The organism is Catellatospora tritici, assembly GCF_019083965.1.
Lineage (GTDB): Bacteria > Actinomycetota > Actinomycetes > Mycobacteriales > Micromonosporaceae > Catellatospora > Catellatospora tritici.
The window spans coordinates 176023-192661 of sequence record NZ_JAHRCY010000012.1 but is presented as its reverse complement, the minus strand read 5'-3'; the positions used below and the strand labels follow the sequence as shown (position 1 = coordinate 192661).

Annotated in this window: 17 protein-coding genes; 8 read left to right on the top strand and 9 right to left on the bottom strand. The window is 71.7% G+C overall.

Going from position 1 to position 16639, the window contains the following annotated elements; translation table 11 throughout:
• The first annotated feature begins 142 nt into the window (after positions 1-142).
• Positions 143-601 carry a P-loop NTPase family protein gene (locus KUA19_RS26345; RefSeq protein WP_254550131.1) on the top strand — a complete coding sequence of 153 codons (459 nt, stop codon included), beginning with the start codon at positions 143-145 and terminating at the stop codon, positions 599-601.
• On the opposite strand, the gene KUA19_RS26340 is transcribed toward KUA19_RS26345, so the two are convergent.
• The 5 genes from KUA19_RS26340 to KUA19_RS26320 all read right to left on the bottom strand — a co-directional run bounded on the left by KUA19_RS26340 (position 593) and on the right by KUA19_RS26320 (position 7062).
• Complete coding sequence (locus KUA19_RS26340) at positions 593-1522, bottom strand: hypothetical protein (RefSeq protein WP_217400091.1); 930 nt, start codon at positions 1520-1522, stop codon at positions 593-595. The genes KUA19_RS26345 and KUA19_RS26340 overlap by 9 nt on opposite strands.
• A 102-nt stretch (positions 1523-1624) precedes the next feature.
• Positions 1625-4597 carry a putative bifunctional diguanylate cyclase/phosphodiesterase gene (locus tag KUA19_RS26335; protein ID WP_217400089.1) on the bottom strand — a complete coding sequence of 991 codons (2973 nt, stop codon included), beginning with the start codon at positions 4595-4597 and terminating at the stop codon, positions 1625-1627.
• Between the two features lie 255 nt (positions 4598-4852).
• Positions 4853-5347, bottom strand: a complete 495-nt coding sequence (locus KUA19_RS26330) for a DUF1203 domain-containing protein (protein WP_217400086.1) — start codon at positions 5345-5347, stop codon at positions 4853-4855.
• Between the two features lie 30 nt (positions 5348-5377).
• Positions 5378-6313, bottom strand: coding sequence for a hypothetical protein (locus tag KUA19_RS26325; RefSeq protein ID WP_217400083.1), 936 nt, complete (start codon positions 6311-6313; stop codon positions 5378-5380).
• Positions 6310-7062, bottom strand: a complete 753-nt coding sequence (locus KUA19_RS26320) for a MerR family transcriptional regulator (RefSeq protein WP_217400081.1) — start codon at positions 7060-7062, stop codon at positions 6310-6312. The genes KUA19_RS26325 and KUA19_RS26320 overlap by 4 nt, the downstream gene beginning before the upstream one ends.
• 139 nt (positions 7063-7201) lie before the next feature.
• Here KUA19_RS26320 and KUA19_RS26315 point away from each other — a divergent pair, with 139 nt between their 5' ends.
• Positions 7202-7579, top strand: a complete 378-nt coding sequence (locus tag KUA19_RS26315) for a DUF2255 family protein (RefSeq protein ID WP_217400078.1) — start codon at positions 7202-7204, stop codon at positions 7577-7579.
• Between the two features lie 56 nt (positions 7580-7635).
• Complete coding sequence (locus KUA19_RS26310; RefSeq protein ID WP_217400075.1) at positions 7636-8058, top strand: hypothetical protein; 423 nt, start codon at positions 7636-7638, stop codon at positions 8056-8058.
• A gap of 129 nt (positions 8059-8187) precedes the next feature.
• On the opposite strand, the gene KUA19_RS26305 is transcribed toward KUA19_RS26310, so the two are convergent.
• Positions 8188-8772 (bottom strand): TetR/AcrR family transcriptional regulator, encoded by a 585-nt coding sequence (locus KUA19_RS26305; protein ID WP_217400072.1) that lies wholly within the window; start codon positions 8770-8772, stop codon positions 8188-8190.
• Between the two features lie 179 nt (positions 8773-8951).
• On the opposite strand from KUA19_RS26305, the gene KUA19_RS26300 reads away from it, so the two are divergent.
• The 4 genes from KUA19_RS26300 to KUA19_RS44645 all read left to right on the top strand — a co-directional run bounded on the left by KUA19_RS26300 (position 8952) and on the right by KUA19_RS44645 (position 13338).
• Positions 8952-10562: an ABC-F family ATP-binding cassette domain-containing protein gene (locus KUA19_RS26300; RefSeq protein WP_254550129.1), complete on the top strand. Its 1611-nt coding sequence runs from the start codon at positions 8952-8954 to the stop codon at positions 10560-10562.
• A 129-nt stretch (positions 10563-10691) separates the two neighbouring features.
• A complete protein-coding gene (locus tag KUA19_RS26295) occupies positions 10692-11150 on the top strand; it encodes a hypothetical protein (protein ID WP_217400069.1) in 459 nt (152 codons plus the stop codon).
• A gap of 266 nt (positions 11151-11416) precedes the next feature.
• Complete coding sequence (locus tag KUA19_RS26290) at positions 11417-11791, top strand: hypothetical protein (RefSeq protein WP_217400066.1); 375 nt, start codon at positions 11417-11419, stop codon at positions 11789-11791.
• Between the two features lie 179 nt (positions 11792-11970).
• Positions 11971-13338, top strand: a complete 1368-nt coding sequence (locus tag KUA19_RS44645) for a GGDEF domain-containing protein (RefSeq protein WP_217400064.1) — start codon at positions 11971-11973, stop codon at positions 13336-13338.
• 3 nt (positions 13339-13341) lie between these two features.
• On the opposite strand, the gene KUA19_RS26280 is transcribed toward KUA19_RS44645, so the two are convergent.
• The 3 genes from KUA19_RS26280 to KUA19_RS26270 all read right to left on the bottom strand — a co-directional run bounded on the left by KUA19_RS26280 (position 13342) and on the right by KUA19_RS26270 (position 15716).
• Entirely contained in the window at positions 13342-14424 is a 1083-nt protein-coding gene (locus KUA19_RS26280) for an AI-2E family transporter (RefSeq protein WP_217400061.1), read from the bottom strand.
• Between the two features lie 82 nt (positions 14425-14506).
• On the bottom strand, positions 14507-14992 hold the full coding sequence (locus KUA19_RS26275; protein WP_217400058.1) for a hypothetical protein: 486 nt from the start codon (positions 14990-14992) through the stop codon (positions 14507-14509).
• 61 nt (positions 14993-15053) lie between these two features.
• On the bottom strand, positions 15054-15716 hold the full coding sequence (locus KUA19_RS26270; protein WP_217400055.1) for a DUF1345 domain-containing protein: 663 nt from the start codon (positions 15714-15716) through the stop codon (positions 15054-15056).
• Between the two features lie 130 nt (positions 15717-15846).
• Here KUA19_RS26270 and KUA19_RS26265 point away from each other — a divergent pair, with 130 nt between their 5' ends.
• Entirely contained in the window at positions 15847-16638 is a 792-nt protein-coding gene (locus KUA19_RS26265; RefSeq protein ID WP_254550128.1) for an ArsR/SmtB family transcription factor, read from the top strand.
• The last annotated feature ends 1 nt before the right edge of the window (position 16639 follow it).

The window sequence follows — 16639 nt, the reverse complement described above, 5'->3', positions numbered from 1 at the left end:
CGGGCAACGGGTCGGGTCGATCCTGTTGGCCGTTGGAAAAAAGGAATCGCCCTGAACCGCGGGGGTTCGGGGCGATTCGCGGTGGTGGTACGGTGGTGAGCCGTCCACGCTGGTGTGACTGGCCGAGTCGCAGTACGAGCCGGTGGCGTCGCCGCTACCGTCGACCAGGCAGACCTTAAGCTTCACCGTGTCGCCCGGCCGCACGTTGCTGTCGAGGAACGGGTCCCAGACGATGTCCGCGCCCGCAACCGCCCGGGACCGGTGGATCATCGAAGGCAACTACGCCTCGACGCTGCCGATCCGCCTCGCCGCCGCCGACACCGTGATCTTCCTCGACCTTCCTGCCGTCACCTGCCTGTGGGGCATCGCCCAGCGCCGTACGCGCTACCAAGGCGGGCAGCACCATCGGGATGGGGTCTACGACCGCATCACCTGGAGCTTCGTCCGCTACGTCGCCGGCTACCGGCGCACGATGCGGCCGAGAGTCCGGGCCATGATCGCGGAGCACGGATCTCACGCCTGCACGATCACCTTCACCAGCCGCTACGAGGCCAACCGCTTCCTTGACCCGCACATCAAAGGGTCCGGCACGTCACGGTAACGCCCACAACCGGGTCACGTCGTCGTAGCAGGTCAGCCAGTGGCCGGGCAGGTTCGACGGCCACGCGCGGCCAGGTGTGGGCAGGCCATAGTCGATGGTGTCGACCCAGTGCAGGGTGTGGCTGGACAGCAGCACATCGTCCTCGACGTCACCCTCGACGCTGACCAGGACGAGGTCGTCGTCGACCAGGAAGCCGCCGTAGTCGATCCGGTACGACCCGTCGGCCTGCCAGCCGGCAATGTCCTCCACGTGGCAGGAGGCCAGCACCTCGCCGTCGGGGAACGCGCGCATCGCGAACTCCTCGTCCTCGTGATGTGTGGCCAGGTAGCGGGCGCCGGCGCTGTCGAAGCCGGCCAGCACCTCACCGGGGCACTCGCGTACGGTGATGCGGCCGTCGGCGTACCGGATCCAGAAGCTGGTCGAACCCCAGTCGCCCGCGCCGACGGCCAAGCCGGTCCAGAGTCCGTCGGGATGCGGGAAGAACGTGGCGTAGGCGTGGGAGAACGCGGCGACGCCGTAGGAGTCCTCGTCGTCGGCGTATTGGGCCAGGTGGTCGCCGGTCGCGGGGTCGACAACGACGAGGCGGTCCTTTTCACCCGGCAGGTACAGCCACAGCGTGCCGTCCCTGTCGGCGAACGGTGTGGCCTGATCCGGGTGCTCCGGGTCCTGCTCCTGGCGGTGTCGCCAGCGTACGGTTCCGTCGCGCGCCACGAGCAGCACCTCCTCGCCCGCGGCGACCAAGCAGGCGGTCTGTCCGGGCAGCGGCGCGAACCGCAGGCGCGGGTCGAGTGCGGGCAGATCCCACTCGCCACGAGGCAGCAGGTCGTCGTCGAACAAACGGAGGCGCAGACGTCCCTGAGGTCCTGCGACGACGGCCCGCAGGTCGTCGCTCGGCACTTCGCGGATCAGCCTGGGGCGCATGGCGACACCATACGGCCGTCGCGCGGTTCAGGCCTTGCCAGACTCCGAGAGGTCGCGCTGTGGCCGAGGCGGTGACCGAGGCCGTCGGCGCGGACACCCGCCTCAGCGGTGGTCGGATGCGGACGTCCAGGCGCGGGCGTCTTCACTGCTCATGGGTCGGGCGAACAGGTAGCCCTGGCCGTAGGCGCAGCCCGCGCGCAGCAGGTGGTCGAGTTCGGCCTGCTGCTCGACGCCCTCGGCGACGGCGTCGAGGTCCATCCTGCGGGCCAGGTCGACGATGCCCGCCACCAGGTCGGCCTGGTGTGCGGAGGTGGTGATGCTGCTGGTGAAGACCCGGTCGAGTTTGAGCACGTCCAGGGGCGTGTGGCGGAGATAGTTCAGGGCTGAGTAGCCGGTGCCGAAGTCGTCGATGGCCACCCGTACCCCCGCCTGCCGCAGGCTGGCCAGGTCGTGCCAGACCTGCTCGTCGTCGCGCAGCAGCAGCGTCTCGGTGATCTCCAGCAGCAGCCGCCGGGCGGGCAGGCCGGACACCTCCAGCGTGTGCAGCACGTGCTCGGCGAACCCGGCGGTGCGGAACTGGCGGGCCGAGACGTTGACGCTGACGTACGGCGCGGTGCCGTCCGGGCTCGCGGGCCAGGTGGCGGCCGCGGCGGCGGCCTCGGACAGGGCCCAGTTGCCGATGGCGACGATCGCCCCGGTCTCCTCGGCGATCTCGATGAACTGACCGGGCATGAGCCTGCCCCGGACCGGGTGGTCCCAGCGCAGCAGCGCCTCGAAGCCCACGGTGGTGCGGTCGGCCAGCCGCACGATCGGCTGGTACTCCAGCAGGAATTCGCCGTTCGGCAGGGCCTGCTCCAGTTCGGCGCGCAGTTGCATGCGTTCGACGGTCTGCGTGTCGAGGCTGGGATCGTGGCGCAGCCACCGGCCCTTGCCCTGCGCCTTGGCGGCGTACAACGCGACATCGGCTTGGCGCAGCAGGTCGGCGGCGTTGTGCCCGTCGGTGGTGAACGCGACGCCGACACTGGCCCGCCCGGACACCAACCGCCCGTCGAGGTCGAACGGTCGGGCCAGCGCGGCCACCACCCGGTCGGCGACGGTGTACACGGTCTGCGGCGACGGCGCGTCCTCGACCAGCACCGCGAACTCGTCGCCGCCCAGCCGCGCGGCGGTGTCGTACGGCCGCAGCGAGTGCAGGATGCGCTCGGCGACCAGGCGCAGCAGCCGGTCCCCGGACTCGTGCCCGAGCGTGTCGTTGACCAGCTTGAAGTCGTCGAGGTCGAGGTAGAGCACCCCGGCGAGCGAGCCGACGCGCTCGGCCCGTGCGCTGGCCTCCGACAGTCGGCGCCGGAACGCGGTGCGGTTCATCAGCCTGGTCAGCGAGTCGTGGTAGGCGTGGTAGGTCATTTCGCGCTGGAGCCGCCGCTGCACCGTGACGTCGCGCAGGGTCACCACGATGCCCGCGATCGCGGGTTCGCCGCGCAGGTCTCGGCAGATCACCTCGGCCTCGACGCGCTGGCCGTCGCGGCGCAGCAGGGTCCAGTCCGCCACACTGCCCGTCGGGCCGCCGGGCGCGGTCTTCAGCTGCTCGCGTACGTCCGGGCGCCCGTCGGCGTCGGTCTGCTCGACCAGGTCGGCGCCGAGCAGTTCGCCCGGCCCGAACATGCTGGGCGCGGACGGACTGGCGTAGCGCACACGCAGGTCGTCGGCGTCGACGATGAGGATGACGTCGGTGGCGTTCTGCACGAGCGCGCGGAAGTACTGCTCGCTGTCGCGTTGGGTGATCTGTCGGGCCAGCACGATCCGGTCGAGCGCGAGCGCGGCCTGCGCGGCCACGGTCTCGACCGGGGCCTGGAGCAGTTGCAGCAGTTCGGGGTCGCCGCCGACGAGCACGACGCCCTCCTCGGCGTCGCCGTCGCCGTCGCGGTCGGGCCGGATCGGGCAGGCCAGCGCGTGGCTGAACGGCGCGACCGCGGCCGCGGCCAGGGGCGGCAGGGTCGCGGCCTCGACGAGGTCGCAGGTGGCAGCGATGCCGTCCAGGCCGGGCCGCCCGCGCGGACCCATGATCATGCGGAAGGTGTGCGGGCCGCCCTCGGCCAGGCGATGTACGGCGGTGGCCAGGGTGTCGCGCACGCTGTGCAGGTCGTGCGCGGCGACCAGGCCCGCCGAGGTGGTGCGCACGATGTCGACCCGGGCCGCGTAGCTGCGGCGGTCACCGATCAGGGTGTAGAAGCGGGCGGCGACCAGGACGGTGGTGACGCTCGCGCAGACGGCGATGGCTGGGGTGTGCAGCACGCCGCCGCGGGCGGCCTCGTACACGAGCAGGCCTGAGGGCAGCAGGGCGGCCGCGAGCAGGGAGACCTGGCGGGCGGTGCTGAGCTGGCGCGGGACGGGCAGCGGGCGGCTCAGTTCGACCATGGACGGGTGCAGGGCGGCGGCGGCCCAGCCGCCGTAGAACAGCAGCCAGCCGATGTCGACAGGCCCGCCGACCGGTCCGTGACCGCGCAGGTGGGACAGCGCGTACACGAGGTCGGTGACGAGCAGCCCGGCGGCGCCGACGGTCATGAGCAGCACGGCCGGGGTGAACCGGCGCACCACGATGAGGCGGCCGATGGTGGCCAGGATGAGCACGTCGCCGACCGGGTAGGCGACCGACAGTAGACGCTGCGTGGTCGACAGGCTGGAGTCGGCCAGATGCGGGGTGATCAGGAAGATCCACATCAGCAGGCCCAGGCCGCTGACGAGGATCATCGTGTCCAGCGGGATGGCGGCCCGGCCACGTCGTCGGCGCGGCCCGGCCAGGCCGAGCAGACCGGCGGCCAGCACCGGGTACATCGCCAGGTAGAACACGTCGGCAGGGGAGGGGAACAGCTCCGAGAGGTGGCGTGTATCGGTCACCAGGTCGTAGTCGGTGTCGCCGAGGAACAGCAGCGCCACCGCGGCGCAGAGCAGCCACCAGGGCCGGGACGGCACCGGGCGGTTGCGGATGACGCCATATGCGATCGCGGCGGCCGAACCGGCGCCGATCATCGCCCAGACGACGTCATCGGCCGGGCTGGGCAGGGCGAAGAACCCCACCAGTCCTACGATCCACAATGCGACGTAGATCTGGAGGGGTTTCGGGAGCCTGTGCCCTTCCGGACGCGGGGTGGCGGGTACCTGCGCGGATTGTCGTCCGTGCCCCGCGCCGCCCGGATTCAGGCACGCTGACCTGCGGCTTTGACGGACGGCCATGGGTCACGTCTACCCCCGAAAACTGAGAGTGACCTGAGAGTTGCGGAGAGTGCGCTCGGACACGACCGCGACCCATCGAGCACCGGCGGCGTTCGGCGGCTATCCGCGCCGGATCTCGTGCATGAAGCAGCCGAACCCGACGGCGCGCACGTGCAGCAGCGCCACCGCCGGATCGCCGAACATCTCCGCGATCGCCGCGTCGGCCGTGCCGGGACCGAGGCTCGGCACGAGTTCGCCGCGCACGATGCGGCCCTGGTCGTCGTAGGCCCGCAGCACCCGCGGACCGAGGTGCATCCCGGTCGGGAAGGCTCCGTCCGCGGGGGCACCCGGGCACGGCTCGGCGTGGATGAACACCGGCCCCACCTCGTCGTACGGGCCGGGGTCCGCCCCGGTGGCCGCCGCCCAACGGCGCAGCGGCGCGTACGACACCAGCGCCAGCGGCTCGCCCGCTTCGCTACGGCGCAGGCAGCAGCGCAGCGGGGCACCGCCCTCGGCGTCGGTGGACAGCCGGGGCGGACGCCTCGCGTCATCGAAGCGCCGCAACTGCGCGACGACCTCAGGTTCGATGGCCCGGACCACGTAGTTCCTCGTCATGCGACCCAGCATCACCGACCTGCGCCCCGACTACCGGCGGAGATCGGACACGGCACCGCCCGCCTGGGTGGGGGTGGGTGCCTGCGGGTTCGGGGAAACTGCAGGAATCTTGGGCTGGTTTCGTGCAGTTTCCCCGAAACTGTCGGCGCGCAGCGCCGCGTACGCGGTGGCGGGGTCGTCGGCGAAGAAGCGGATCGTGTGCACCTCGACCTGCCTGCCCAGCGGCCGGGTGGCGAGCACGGGTTCGGACAGCTCGACGATCAGGTTGGTCTGGCTGTTCACGGCCAGGGCCAGCACCCCGTCGGCGACCCGGAGCATGCCGGTCTCGTTGTGGTTGCGCCGGTGCTGCGACGCCTTCACCAGCGTCCGGGGGATCCGCAGGTCGAAGAAGGCGCCGTGGCGGATCCGGATCTCGTCCGCGGAGATCACGTGCGGGCGGGTGACGTAGCAGGCGATCACCGCGAGCGCGATCAGGATGCCGTACGCGTCGACGGCCAGCACCACGGCCCGCAGCCCGCCCGGCGCGTGCCAGGAGCGCAGCAGGATGTCGACGCCGACCAGCTCGATCACCGACGCCATCAGGAAGCCCAGCATCAGCACGGTGACCTCGCGGTGGTAGGACGCCGCAGTGGCGCCGGGCGGCACGCCGTGACGGCGCCGGGTCACCCACAGCACCAGGCTGACCATGCCCTGCGCGTCGAAGCTCAGCAGCCGCCGCACCCGCACCGGCACCAGCTGCTCGTACGCCCCGCGCAGCGCGGCCCTCGGCTCGCGGCCGCCCCGCCGCTGCGCGCGGTACACCTGCCACAGCGCGACCGCCTGCAGCACCAGCACAGCCGGCACCAGCACCTCGACGCCGGTGACGACCAGCGGCGGCAGCGCCACCCCCGAGACCAGCAGCACCATGATCACCGCCTCCAGGGGCAGCATCGTGTACAGGGCGGCGCGGGCGGTCCGCAGCATCATGCGCGCTCCTTCAGGGTGGTCACCATCAGCCGCAGGACCTCGGCCTGGGCGGGGGACAGTTCGGCGCGCATCAGCTCCAGCCAGCGGCCGTGCTCGGGGTCGTCGAGGCTGGCCACAGCGGCCGCGGCCATCTCGGCGGGCAGATGCGCGGCCAGCTCGGCCGCCAGCTCCGCCACCCGCGGGTCGGCGGGGTCGGCGTCGACCAGATCGTCCATCCGGGCGGTGAGGGCGTGCCCGCGGGCACGCGCACCAGGTTCGGTCAGCGGCTGGAACAGGGCCAACACCTCGTCGCGTACGCCCGGATCGGCGCCCGTGTCGATCAACGAGATCACGTCGCGGTCCAGCGCCGCGAACGCCGACTCGGCCGGGTGCAGGTCGCGCAGCGCGTCGGCCAGGTCCGGCGCCACGGTCGCGTCGGGGTCGAGGTCGCCGTCGGCCAGCAGCGCGGCCAGCCGGGCGCGGCGTGCGGTGATCGCCTGCTGCTGGCGGGCCAGGTCGGCGTCGAGCTCGGTCAGCACCTCGCGCAGCTCGCGGCCCCGGTCGTCGGCGAGCACGTCGCGGATCTCGTCCAGCGACAGGCCGAGCTCGGCCAGCCGCCGCACCCGGGCCAGCGCGACGGCGTCGCGCAGCCGGTACTCGCGGTAGCCGCCGAGGGTCCGCTCCGGTTCGGGCAGCAGCCCGAGGTGGTGGTAGTGGCGCACGGTCCGGGTGGTGACCCCGACCAGCGCGGCCAGCTCGCCGATACGCATGGGCACCATTAGAGACGTTGACGTTACGTCAAGGTCAAGTCGATGGGGTGCTGGTCGGCGGAACAGGCGCGGCTGGCGCGGGGACGAGTGGACGATGGGGTGGACCGCGACAGCGCGACCGGCAGGGGAGTGAGTGACGATGGCCGTGTGGTCCGCCGAGGAACTCGACGTGATCGGGAACGCGGAGGAGCTGCAGATCTCCTCGCGCCGCCGGGACGGTTCGCTGCGCGAGCCGGTGACCATCTGGGTGGTTCGTGCCGGCGACGATCTCTACATCCGCTCGTACCGGGGCGCGGAAGGCTCGTGGTATCGGGGTGCGCGGGCCAGCCGTCGCGGCCGGATTCGGGCCGGCGGCGTGGACCGCGACGTCGACTTCGACGCGGTGACCGACCCCGGCGCCAACGACCGGGTGGACGCCGCCTACCGCGGCAAGTACCGCGGCGACAACGCCCAGTACGTCGACCCGATGATCGCCCCGCAGGCCCGCGCGACGACGATGAGGCTGCTGCCGCGCTGAAGGTCCTGTCGGGTTCAAGGGCAGCGGCGATCACCCGGGGCCGCTATCGTGCGTGCGTGACCGACCTGGCGGAGTGCATCAGCCGCAGCTGTACGACCGGATGGCTGGACTGGATCCACGGCGAGCTGTGGCTTTCGCCCACGGGGCTGCTCCGGCGCCGGCTGACCCTTGCCCAGACCAGGGCGAACGGGCTCGGTCCGACCGTCACCGCGCCGCTGCCACGGGCCGATCTCGGCGGCGCGACGTGGCAACGCATCGTCGCCGAGCACCGCACGAACAAGGCCATCGCGTTCGCGGAGATCGCCCAGGCACGCCTGGTCACCGGGATCACCACCGACGCGCTGCGGCTGCGGCAGCACTCCGGGGTCGAGCACAGACTCCTGTGGCTGAAGGCCGATCCCGCGTACGAGATCCTCTCCAGGTTCCTGCCGGAGGTGCTCGGCGAGCGGCTCGCCACCCTGCCGCCCGCCCGACGTTAGGGTCGGCGGCGACGCAGAGCGCCGTCGAACAGATCCCACCTGTCGAGGCCGACCCGCCAGCGGTACGTCGTCCGGTCGACCAGGAGTCTGCGCGCGACCCGGTCACGTCTCACGGGTGTGGCTCCGGGGTCACGCGCCGAGTGCTCCGGTCACGATGCTCGCCGCCAGGCCATGGGCGAGGTCCGGGGTGACGGCGCCGACCGGGGCGGTGACCAGGGTGAACAGGGCACCGCCGTAGAGGGTCATGAGCAGCGGGACCGCCTGGGGCGCGATGCCGAGGTCCAGTGACCGGTGGTGGTCCTGGGTGACCAGGGCGGTGGCGTCGGCAAGTTTGCGCAGCGTCTGCGCGAGCACCGGACGGCGCAGGCTCTCCAGCTGGAGTTCGAAGATGGCGAGGTAGCGGGCCCGTTGGATGGTCGCGGCGTGCAGCAGCGACCCCGCGATCAGGCCGATGGTGCGCTCGCGCGGATCGCCGGAGGTGTCGTGGCCGAGTTCGGCGGCGGTCATGTCGGCCTGGTGCAGCTCGAAGATTCGCTCACCGGCGGCCACCAGCAGGGCCTCGCGGCTGCGGAAGTAGTTCGAGGCGGTGCCTGCGGGCAGTCCGGTGCGGGTGTCGACGGCCCGATGGGTGACCCCGTGCACGCCCGCCTCGGCGAGCAGGGCGACGGCGGCGTCGGCCAGCTGGGCCCGCCGGGTCTCGTTGGGTGGCGGCACCGGGTCAGTGTAGGGCCGTACGCGTTGTACAACGGCCGTAGTGAACGGTAATCGGTTGCGGGTCGCGTCGCGCCGCGGGTACGGTCGACGGCGATGTGATCCGTTGACACCTTCCGCACCCGCGCCCGAGGCACCGCCCGGCGGGTGATCGAACCGACCTTTCCTCGGTGGTGTCAACCATGTCCGCACCCCTGCTCGCCCATGACCTCGTCCGCACCCTCGGCACGCGCCGCGTGCTCGACGGGGTCAGCCTCACCGCCGCCCCCGGCCGCCGCATCGGCCTGATCGGGGAGAACGGCACCGGCAAGTCCACCCTGCTGCGCCTGCTGGCCGGGGTGGACGAACCCGACGGGGGCACCGTCGTACGCCCGGCCGACCTCGGCTTCCTGCACCAGGAGATGCCGTTCGAGCCGGCGGCGACGATCGCCGAAGTGCTCGACGATGCCCTGCGCGAGGCCCGTGCCGACCTGGCCGCGCTCGACCGGCTCACCGCCGACCTCGCCGAGACCCCGCCAGACGCACCCGGGCACGCCGACCTGCTGGCCGCGTACGGCGAGCGCCTGGACAGCGCGCAGCAGCACGACGCCTGGGACGCCGATCGGCGCGCCGAGCTGGTGTTGGCCGGGCTCGGGCTCGGCGCGCTGGCCCACGACCGCACCCTGGGCACGCTGTCCGGTGGCCAGCGGGGGCGGCTCGCCCTGGCCGCGCTGCTGGTGCGCCGTCCGGGCGCGCTGCTGCTCGACGAGCCCACCAACCACCTGGACGACGATGCCGCCGCCTTCGTGGAGGAGCAGCTACGCGCCCTGCCGGGCATGGTCGTGGTGGCCAGTCACGACCGTGCGTTCCTGGACGCGGTCTGCACCGACCTGATCGACCTGGACCCGTCGGCCGACGGGCCGGTCCGGTTCGGTGGCGGCTACACGGCCTACCAGGCGGAGAAACGAGCCGAGCGCGACCGCTGGCAGCGGCGCTTCGACGCCGAGCAGGAGGAGCTGAGCCAGCTGCGCCGCGCCGTCGACGTCACCGCGCACCAGGTCGCGCCCGGCCGGGCCAAGCGGGACAACGAGAAGATGGGGTACGGCCACACCGCGGGCCGGGTGCAGAACCAGATCTCGCGCCGGGTCCGCGACGCCGCACGCCGCCTCGACGAGCTGGAACGCGACCAGGTGCGCAAGCCGCCGACGCCGTTGCGGCTGCGTCCGGGCGGGTTGGCCGCCGCGTCCGCCGACGGGCTGCTGCTGTCGCTGCGCGACGTCACCGTGCCCGGCCGACTGCGACTGGACCGCCTCGACCTGCTCTCCGGCGACCGGCTGCTGGTCACCGGCCCGAACGGAACGGGCAAGTCCACCCTGCTCGGGGTCTTGGCCGGACGACTGGACGCGGCGGGAGCGGTCACCCGGCGACGCGGGCTGACGGTTGGCCTGCTGACCCAGGACACGACCGTCGACGAGCCGGACCGCACCGTACAGCAGGCGTACGAGCTGGCGCTGGGGCCCGAGCGTGCGGAGTCCGTACCGCTGCGGAGCCTGGGCCTGATCGCCCCGCGCGATCTCGGCGCCCGGGTCGGCGACCTGTCGGTCGGGCAGCGGCGCAGGCTCGCGTTGGCGCTGCTGGTGGCCGACCCGCCGGAGTTGCTGCTGCTGGACGAGCCCACCAATCATCTGTCCCCACGCCTGGCCGACGAGTTGGAGGACGCGCTGGGCACGGGGCCGGGGGCGGTCGTGGTGGCCAGCCACGACCGGTGGCTGCGCGACCGCTGGGTAGGCCGCCAACTGCGGTTGGCCGGGTAGCGGGGAGTCCGTGCCGGGTCATCGGCCTTGGGCCCGGAAGTCCGGATGCGAGGCCACGGTTTTCGCCGCCACGGCGGCGGATTCGCCGGTTGGCGGCCGGTTCCCAGGTTCGGGGACGATGCTGTGGGAATGGCTGACTCCGTTGACGAACCTGAGGTCGTGCCGGGCCCGGTGCCACCGGCACCGCCTCCGCCACCCGCACCGCCGGTGGCCGCGGTGGCGCCGGCGCCGATCCATCGACACTGGGCGCTGCCCGCGGTTCTGGCGGGTCTGGTCGGGCTCGTGCTCGGCTGTTTGCTGGGCGGCTGCCTGATCGGCGCGGCCGCGCACATGCACGGCGGCTACGACCGCGACCGAGGCGACTATCGCCACCACAACCGCGACCGGTACGACGACGACCGGCGCGGCCCCGGCTACCCGGGACAGCCCGGCTACCCCGGCGGCCCCGGCTACCCCGGCTACCCGGGCGAGCCCGGCTGGCGGATGCCGCCCAACCCGCAGGCCCCGCAGGTGCCGCCGGCACCCCAGCAGCCCGCCCCGCAGCAACCGGCTCCACAACAGCCGACACCGACCCCATCCGCCCGCTGACCGCCCGACGCCATGACCGCCATCCCGTGATCTTCAAGCCCGTGTGGACGATGTTCGACGGGTGGGCGGCGGGCATGGCGCTGGGGCGTGCGCAGCGTCGGCGCCCAACTGGGCTCGGTCGATCATGAACCTGTGGCACGGTTCGGCGGTGTGTCGTGGTCCCGGCTTCCTGATCGACGAACGGCGTGCGATCGCCTATGTCACCTGCGTGAACACATCGGGCGCGGCAACCGGAGCTGACGCGATACCCGCCGATAATGACCTATATGTACGGCAGTGTGGTATGGGACGAACGTGAACGGGAGCTTGCCGCGGCCCTGCATGCCGAGATCGACGTCATCCGCCGCGGCACCGATCTGACCCACCGGCTGTGCCGGGTTCGCTTCGCGGTCGAACGGATGGAACGTGTCCTGCTGGCGCTCGCCGGCCTCGGTCGCCTGGCGACGGCGTGCCAGGCCACCATCGACGAGGGCAACCTGCGCGCACTGGGTGACCTGACCGACGACTTCTGGTCCGACCAGGTGCTCTATCAGGCGCACCCGAATCTCGACGCGGAGCTGGCGCTGGCCGAACGGCGGCTCGACGACTTCATGCGCCTGCTGGTGGACGCGGCCGCGTTGGCGGCCGCGCCGCCGAGCTGACCAACGCGGCGCGGGAAGTCGGGCCGGATGCGGCTGAACGGGCGTAACATGATCAAGGGTATGAATCGCCCGGTAAACAGGCGAGGGGAGCCAAGATCGGCCCGGACGTCATCGACGAGATCGCCGCGGCCATAGCCGACTGCGACTCGGCCGCGCGCGCCTGCAACACGGTCGTGTCGGTGCTCCACGCACACGCCCGTGCCCCGGTCGACGTCCTGCTCCTGAGCGGTGGCCAGCTGGCCTTGGTGGCGACCGGCGGGGCATGGCAGGCCCCGCACGCCGTGCCGGTGCACTACGGCATCGTGGGCCGGGTTCTGGCCACCGGCCGGACCGTGTCGATCGGCGACGCGTCCATCGAGTACTCGGGTCTGCACCAACGGCGCCCCGTCGGCTCCGTGGTGTGCGCCCCGATCACCTGCCCTTCGCGTGCCACGATCGGTGTGCTCAACGTGGAGTTTGACCGGCTCGTGCCGGGGCTCGGCGAATGGTGCGCCCGCCTGACCGACATCGGCCTGTGCCTGGGCGCGCGCATCACCGAACTCGGCGGCCCGCCCGCCGAGTCCCTGGCCGAGCGTCTGCTGCGCGATACGCTCGGCTTCGCCGCCACCGGGGACCGGCGCGAACTCGGCAACCTGGCGTGTCGGGCGGCTGTGGAGACCGCCGGACTTTCCAGCGCGGCACTGCTGGTGCGGCGTGCCGCCGACACCAGCATGTGGCGGGTGCCGGACCTGGCCATGGGCATGAGCTACACGGTTCCCGGCACCGCGTCGCTGCCGGAGCAACTGGCCCGACTCGATCGGCGCAACCTGTCCGACATGATCGACGCCGTCTGCCGACACGGCTCCTCGCAGACTCAGGGCGATCCGGACCTGCTCGACGCCCGGGGGTTCGAGCCGCTGCTCGAAGCCGGTGTGCGCACCCTCATTGCGGTGCCGGTCCGGGGCACCGACGGGTCCATCCCGCTCGCCGACGCGGCCATGCTGGTGATGGACCAGCTAGCGGTACGCGTCGACCCGGCTGTCTTGAGCGTGCTGGAGCTGCTCATGGCCAACGCCGCGATGTGCTATGAGCGCCTGTACCGCCTGGCCCGCCTCAAGGACAAAGCCGAGTCGGACCCGCTGACCGGCCTGCCGCATCTGGGGCCGTTCACGGAGCGGCTCGCCTCGGCCAGCGCTGGGCACACCGCGCTGTTGGTGATGGACGTCGACAACTTCAAGAAGGTCAACGACACCCTGGGTCACGCCGCCGGAGATCAGCTGCTGATCAGACTCGCCGAGGGGCTGCGCGAGGCCCTGCGGGCCGGGGACGAGGTGTTCCGGGTCGGCGGCGACGAGTTCGTCGCGGTGCTGGAGGTGCCCGACGAGACAGAGGCGGTGCGGATCGCCCGGCGGCTGACGGCCGCCGCGCGTCAGGTGGGGCACGGCATCAGTGTCGGGGTGGCCATGCGTCGCCCGGGGGAGCCCGCCGAGGCGACCCTGCGCCGCGCCGACGAGGCGATGTACCTGGCCAAGCAGGACGAGCAGGTCGAGGTACGACTGGCGTCCTGAGCCCTACGGCGGGCTGTCCCGCGGGTCGGCCTGGGCGGGTAGGTGCTCCGGTGGCAACGGGGTGCGCAGCTCGACGAGGACGGCTCTGACGGTAGCCGCGATCGGGATCGCCATCAGCGCCCCGACCAGGCCCAGCAGACCCGCCCCGAGCAGGCTGGCGAGCAGCACCGCCAGTCCGGGCATGTCCAGGCTCTGCCGCATCACCCGGGGCACGATCCAGTAGTTCTCGGCCTGCTGGTACACCAGCAGCCACACGACGATCCCGACCGCCGCGGGCCACACGTCCGAGGCGATCGCGGCGACGATTCCGCAGACGGCGGTGCCCAGGGTCGCGCCGATGAGCGGGATCAGGTCGGTGACCGCCACGATCAGTGCCAGCGGCAACGCGAACGGGATCTTCAGCAGCACCAGGCCGATGTAGGCGACGATGCCGGCGATGAGGGAGATGAACAGATTCCCGATCATGTACGAGCCGACCTTGTCCACCGCCGTGTCGACGATGCGCCGGGTGCGCTCGCGGTAGCGGTCGGGCGCCAGGAGCTGGACGCGGCGGCGCAGCCGAGGCATGTCGGCCAGGAAGTACAGCGACAGCACCAGCACCGTCAGCGCGGCGGCCAGCCCGCCGAGGAACGTCTGGAACAGGCTCAGCAGGCTGGTGCCGACTCGCTCGGGCACCGACGCGGCGAGTTCGTTGAGCCGGTTGCCGAGGCCGTAGCGGGCGCTGAGTTCCTGGAAGGCCCGGGACCGCTCGTCGAGACTGTCGATGTAGCCGGGTAGGTCGCTGGTGAGCTGTCCAGCCTGGTGTGCCAGGGGCGGTCCGATGCCGGCGAACAGCAGGCCGATCAGGCTCAGGACGGCGAGCAGGATGATGGTCACGGCGTACGGGCGGCGGAGGTGGTGTCGGACCAGCCATCTCACCGCCGGGTCGAGGCTCACCGCCACGAACAGTGAGACCAGCACCAGGATCAGGATGCCGCGCACCGCCCAGATCGCGGCCAGGCCAAGCCCGACGAGCGCGACCCCGCAAGCGGCCGCGACCGCCCAGCCGAAGACATCACCCGGGGTGATCCGGCGTCGGTTCGTCACCGACTGTGATTTCCCCTGCCGGGCGGCCGCCCAAACGTGAATGGCGATGCCGCCGGGCTGGGGCTGGGGCACCGGTCGTGGGTCAGGTCAGGCAGGAGGCGACCTCGGAGTGGTCGTAGACCCACAGGCCGAAGGTGCCGGTGGTGACCCATCTCTTGACGTGCCAGTAGTGGTAGTCGTACTCCAGGTACCAGGACAGGAACGGCACCAGGCCGGTGTGCGAGCCGACGTACTGGTACTGGACGGTGGAGGTGGTGCCGGGGCAGCGGTCGGCGTTGCCGCTGGTCGGGGTGAGATCGGCCGACCAGGCGATGGTGTCGCCGCTGCAGCGGACGACGTAGCTGCGTGAGTAGAGTTCGCCGCCCGAGGGCAGCACGACGTGCCAGTAGCGGTAGCTGCCGACCGTGCCGACCAGCCAGAACGTGGTCGGTGTGCCTCCAATGACCTTGCTGTAGCTGCCCGCGGCCGAGCAGGCGATGGAGTCGGGTGCGGCGTTGGCGGCGGCGGGCGCCACGAAGATCGAGACGAGCACCGCGGCGGCGGTGGCGAGGGCGATTCTGAGCCTCATACCCGTCGATGCTATGGCCGCTGTCCGCGCCCGCCCGCCGCCGAGACGCCATGCCGACAGCTCAGCGGATGAGCCCGGAGAACAGGTTGATCGCGCCCGCCACGATCACCACGCCGAACAGGTACGAGATCAGCGAGTGCACGATGATGGTGCGCCGGATGCGCGGATCGCGGATGGTGGTGTCCGAGACCTGGTAGGTCATGCCGATGGTGAACGCGACGTAGGCGAAGTCCAGATAGGTGGGATGGTCGCCGGTGCTCGGGCCGAAGTCGATGCCGTCGCTGCGCGGCGAGTACTGCAGGTCGGCGTAGCGCAGCAGGAAGACGGTGTTGACCACGATCCACGACAACAGGATCGTCAGCACGGCCAGCGCGATCAGCGCACCCTTGCGCAGTCCGTGTTCGTGCGAGGCCGACGGCAGGGTCGCCGCGACGCCCAGGATGCTGCCGATGCTCGCGGCCAGCAGCACCAGCGTGGCCGCGGTGCGGGTGTCGTCCTCGCGGGAGGCCATCTCCTCGGTGGCGCGGGCGTCGCAGGTCAGCACCATCGGCCAGATGGCGACGAGGAAGGTCAGGGCGGTGGCGTCCCAGCCGCAGACCAGGGCGAGCTGCCACTTCGCGACCGCCATGACCGCCAGGGCCGTGACGATCCCGACGCCGACGCCCAGGAAGGCGCGGCGCAGCGCCGGTGCGTGGCGGCCCATCAGCCTGTGGGTGGCCCTCATATGCCGCCGACTTTAGGCGGTTGCGGTCTCCGTCCGTGACAGTTCGACCAGCTCAGGCGACCGGCGAGTTGACATGCAGCCATACGGCTGCTTAATCTGGCAACATGCAGCCGGACGGCTGCATGTTGGGATGGCGATGGACGACGTGTTCAAGGCGCTGGCCGACCCCAGCCGCCGCGCACTGCTGGACAGCCTCAACGCCCGCAACGGGCAGACGCTGCGCGAGCTGTGCGCGGGGCAGGAGATGGCCCGGCAGTCGGTGAGCAAACACCTGGCCGTGCTGGAGGCGGCGAACCTCGTCACCACCGTGTGGCGGGGACGGGAGAAGCTGCACTACCTCAACGCCGAGCCGATCAACGCCATCGCCGACCGCTGGATAGACCGCTATCACCGCGGCCGGGTCCACGTGCTCGCGGACCTGAAGACGGCATTGGAGCACCACATGAACGAGTTCGTGTACACCACTTTCATCCGCACCACGCCACAGCGGCTGTGGCAGGCGCTGACCGACCCGGCCTTCACCACCCGGTACTGGCAGGTCACCTTCACCACCGACTGGCAGCCCGGCTCGACCATGACCTGGGAGCGGCTCGGCGTGGTCATGGCCCACCCGGAGCAGGTCGTCCTGGAGGCCGAGCCGTACCGTCGGCTCAGCTACACCTTCCACACCTTCACGCCCGAGTTCGCCAAGTCGGTCGACCTGGATGAGGACCTGCGTGCGCAGCTCGCCGCCGAGCCCCGCTCCAAGGTCACGTTCGACCTGGAACGGGTCGGCGACCTGGTGAAGCTGACCCTGGTGCACGACGGGTTCGCCCCCGGCAGCCCGCTGCCCGACATGGTCAGCCAGGGCTGGCCGCATCTGCTGTCGGACCTCAAGACCCTGCTGGAGACCGGTCGCACCATGGCCGAGGCGGCCGCCTGAC

What these genes read in the sequence shown, in the direction of transcription:
- KUA19_RS26340 (WP_217400091.1), bottom strand. Translation starts at nt 1,522, where the DNA reads ATGCGCCCCAGGCTGATCCGCGAAGTGCCGAGCGACGACCTGCGGGCC.
- KUA19_RS26330 (WP_217400086.1), bottom strand. Translation starts at nt 5,347, where the DNA reads ATGACGAGGAACTACGTGGTCCGGGCCATCGAACCTGAGGTCGTCGCG.
- KUA19_RS26325 (WP_217400083.1), bottom strand. Translation starts at nt 6,313, where the DNA reads ATGATGCTGCGGACCGCCCGCGCCGCCCTGTACACGATGCTGCCCCTG.
- KUA19_RS26320 (WP_217400081.1), bottom strand. Translation starts at nt 7,062, where the DNA reads ATGCGTATCGGCGAGCTGGCCGCGCTGGTCGGGGTCACCACCCGGACC.
- KUA19_RS26315 (WP_217400078.1), top strand. Translation starts at nt 7,202, where the DNA reads ATGGCCGTGTGGTCCGCCGAGGAACTCGACGTGATCGGGAACGCGGAG.
- KUA19_RS26300 (WP_254550129.1), top strand. Translation starts at nt 8,952, where the DNA reads ATGTCCGCACCCCTGCTCGCCCATGACCTCGTCCGCACCCTCGGCACG.
- KUA19_RS26295 (WP_217400069.1), top strand. Translation starts at nt 10,692, where the DNA reads ATGGCTGACTCCGTTGACGAACCTGAGGTCGTGCCGGGCCCGGTGCCA.
- KUA19_RS26290 (WP_217400066.1), top strand. Translation starts at nt 11,417, where the DNA reads ATGTACGGCAGTGTGGTATGGGACGAACGTGAACGGGAGCTTGCCGCG.
- KUA19_RS26275 (WP_217400058.1), bottom strand. Translation starts at nt 14,992, where the DNA reads ATGAGGCTCAGAATCGCCCTCGCCACCGCCGCCGCGGTGCTCGTCTCG.
- KUA19_RS26270 (WP_217400055.1), bottom strand. Translation starts at nt 15,716, where the DNA reads ATGAGGGCCACCCACAGGCTGATGGGCCGCCACGCACCGGCGCTGCGC.
- KUA19_RS26265 (WP_254550128.1), top strand. Translation starts at nt 15,847, where the DNA reads ATGGCGATGGACGACGTGTTCAAGGCGCTGGCCGACCCCAGCCGCCGC.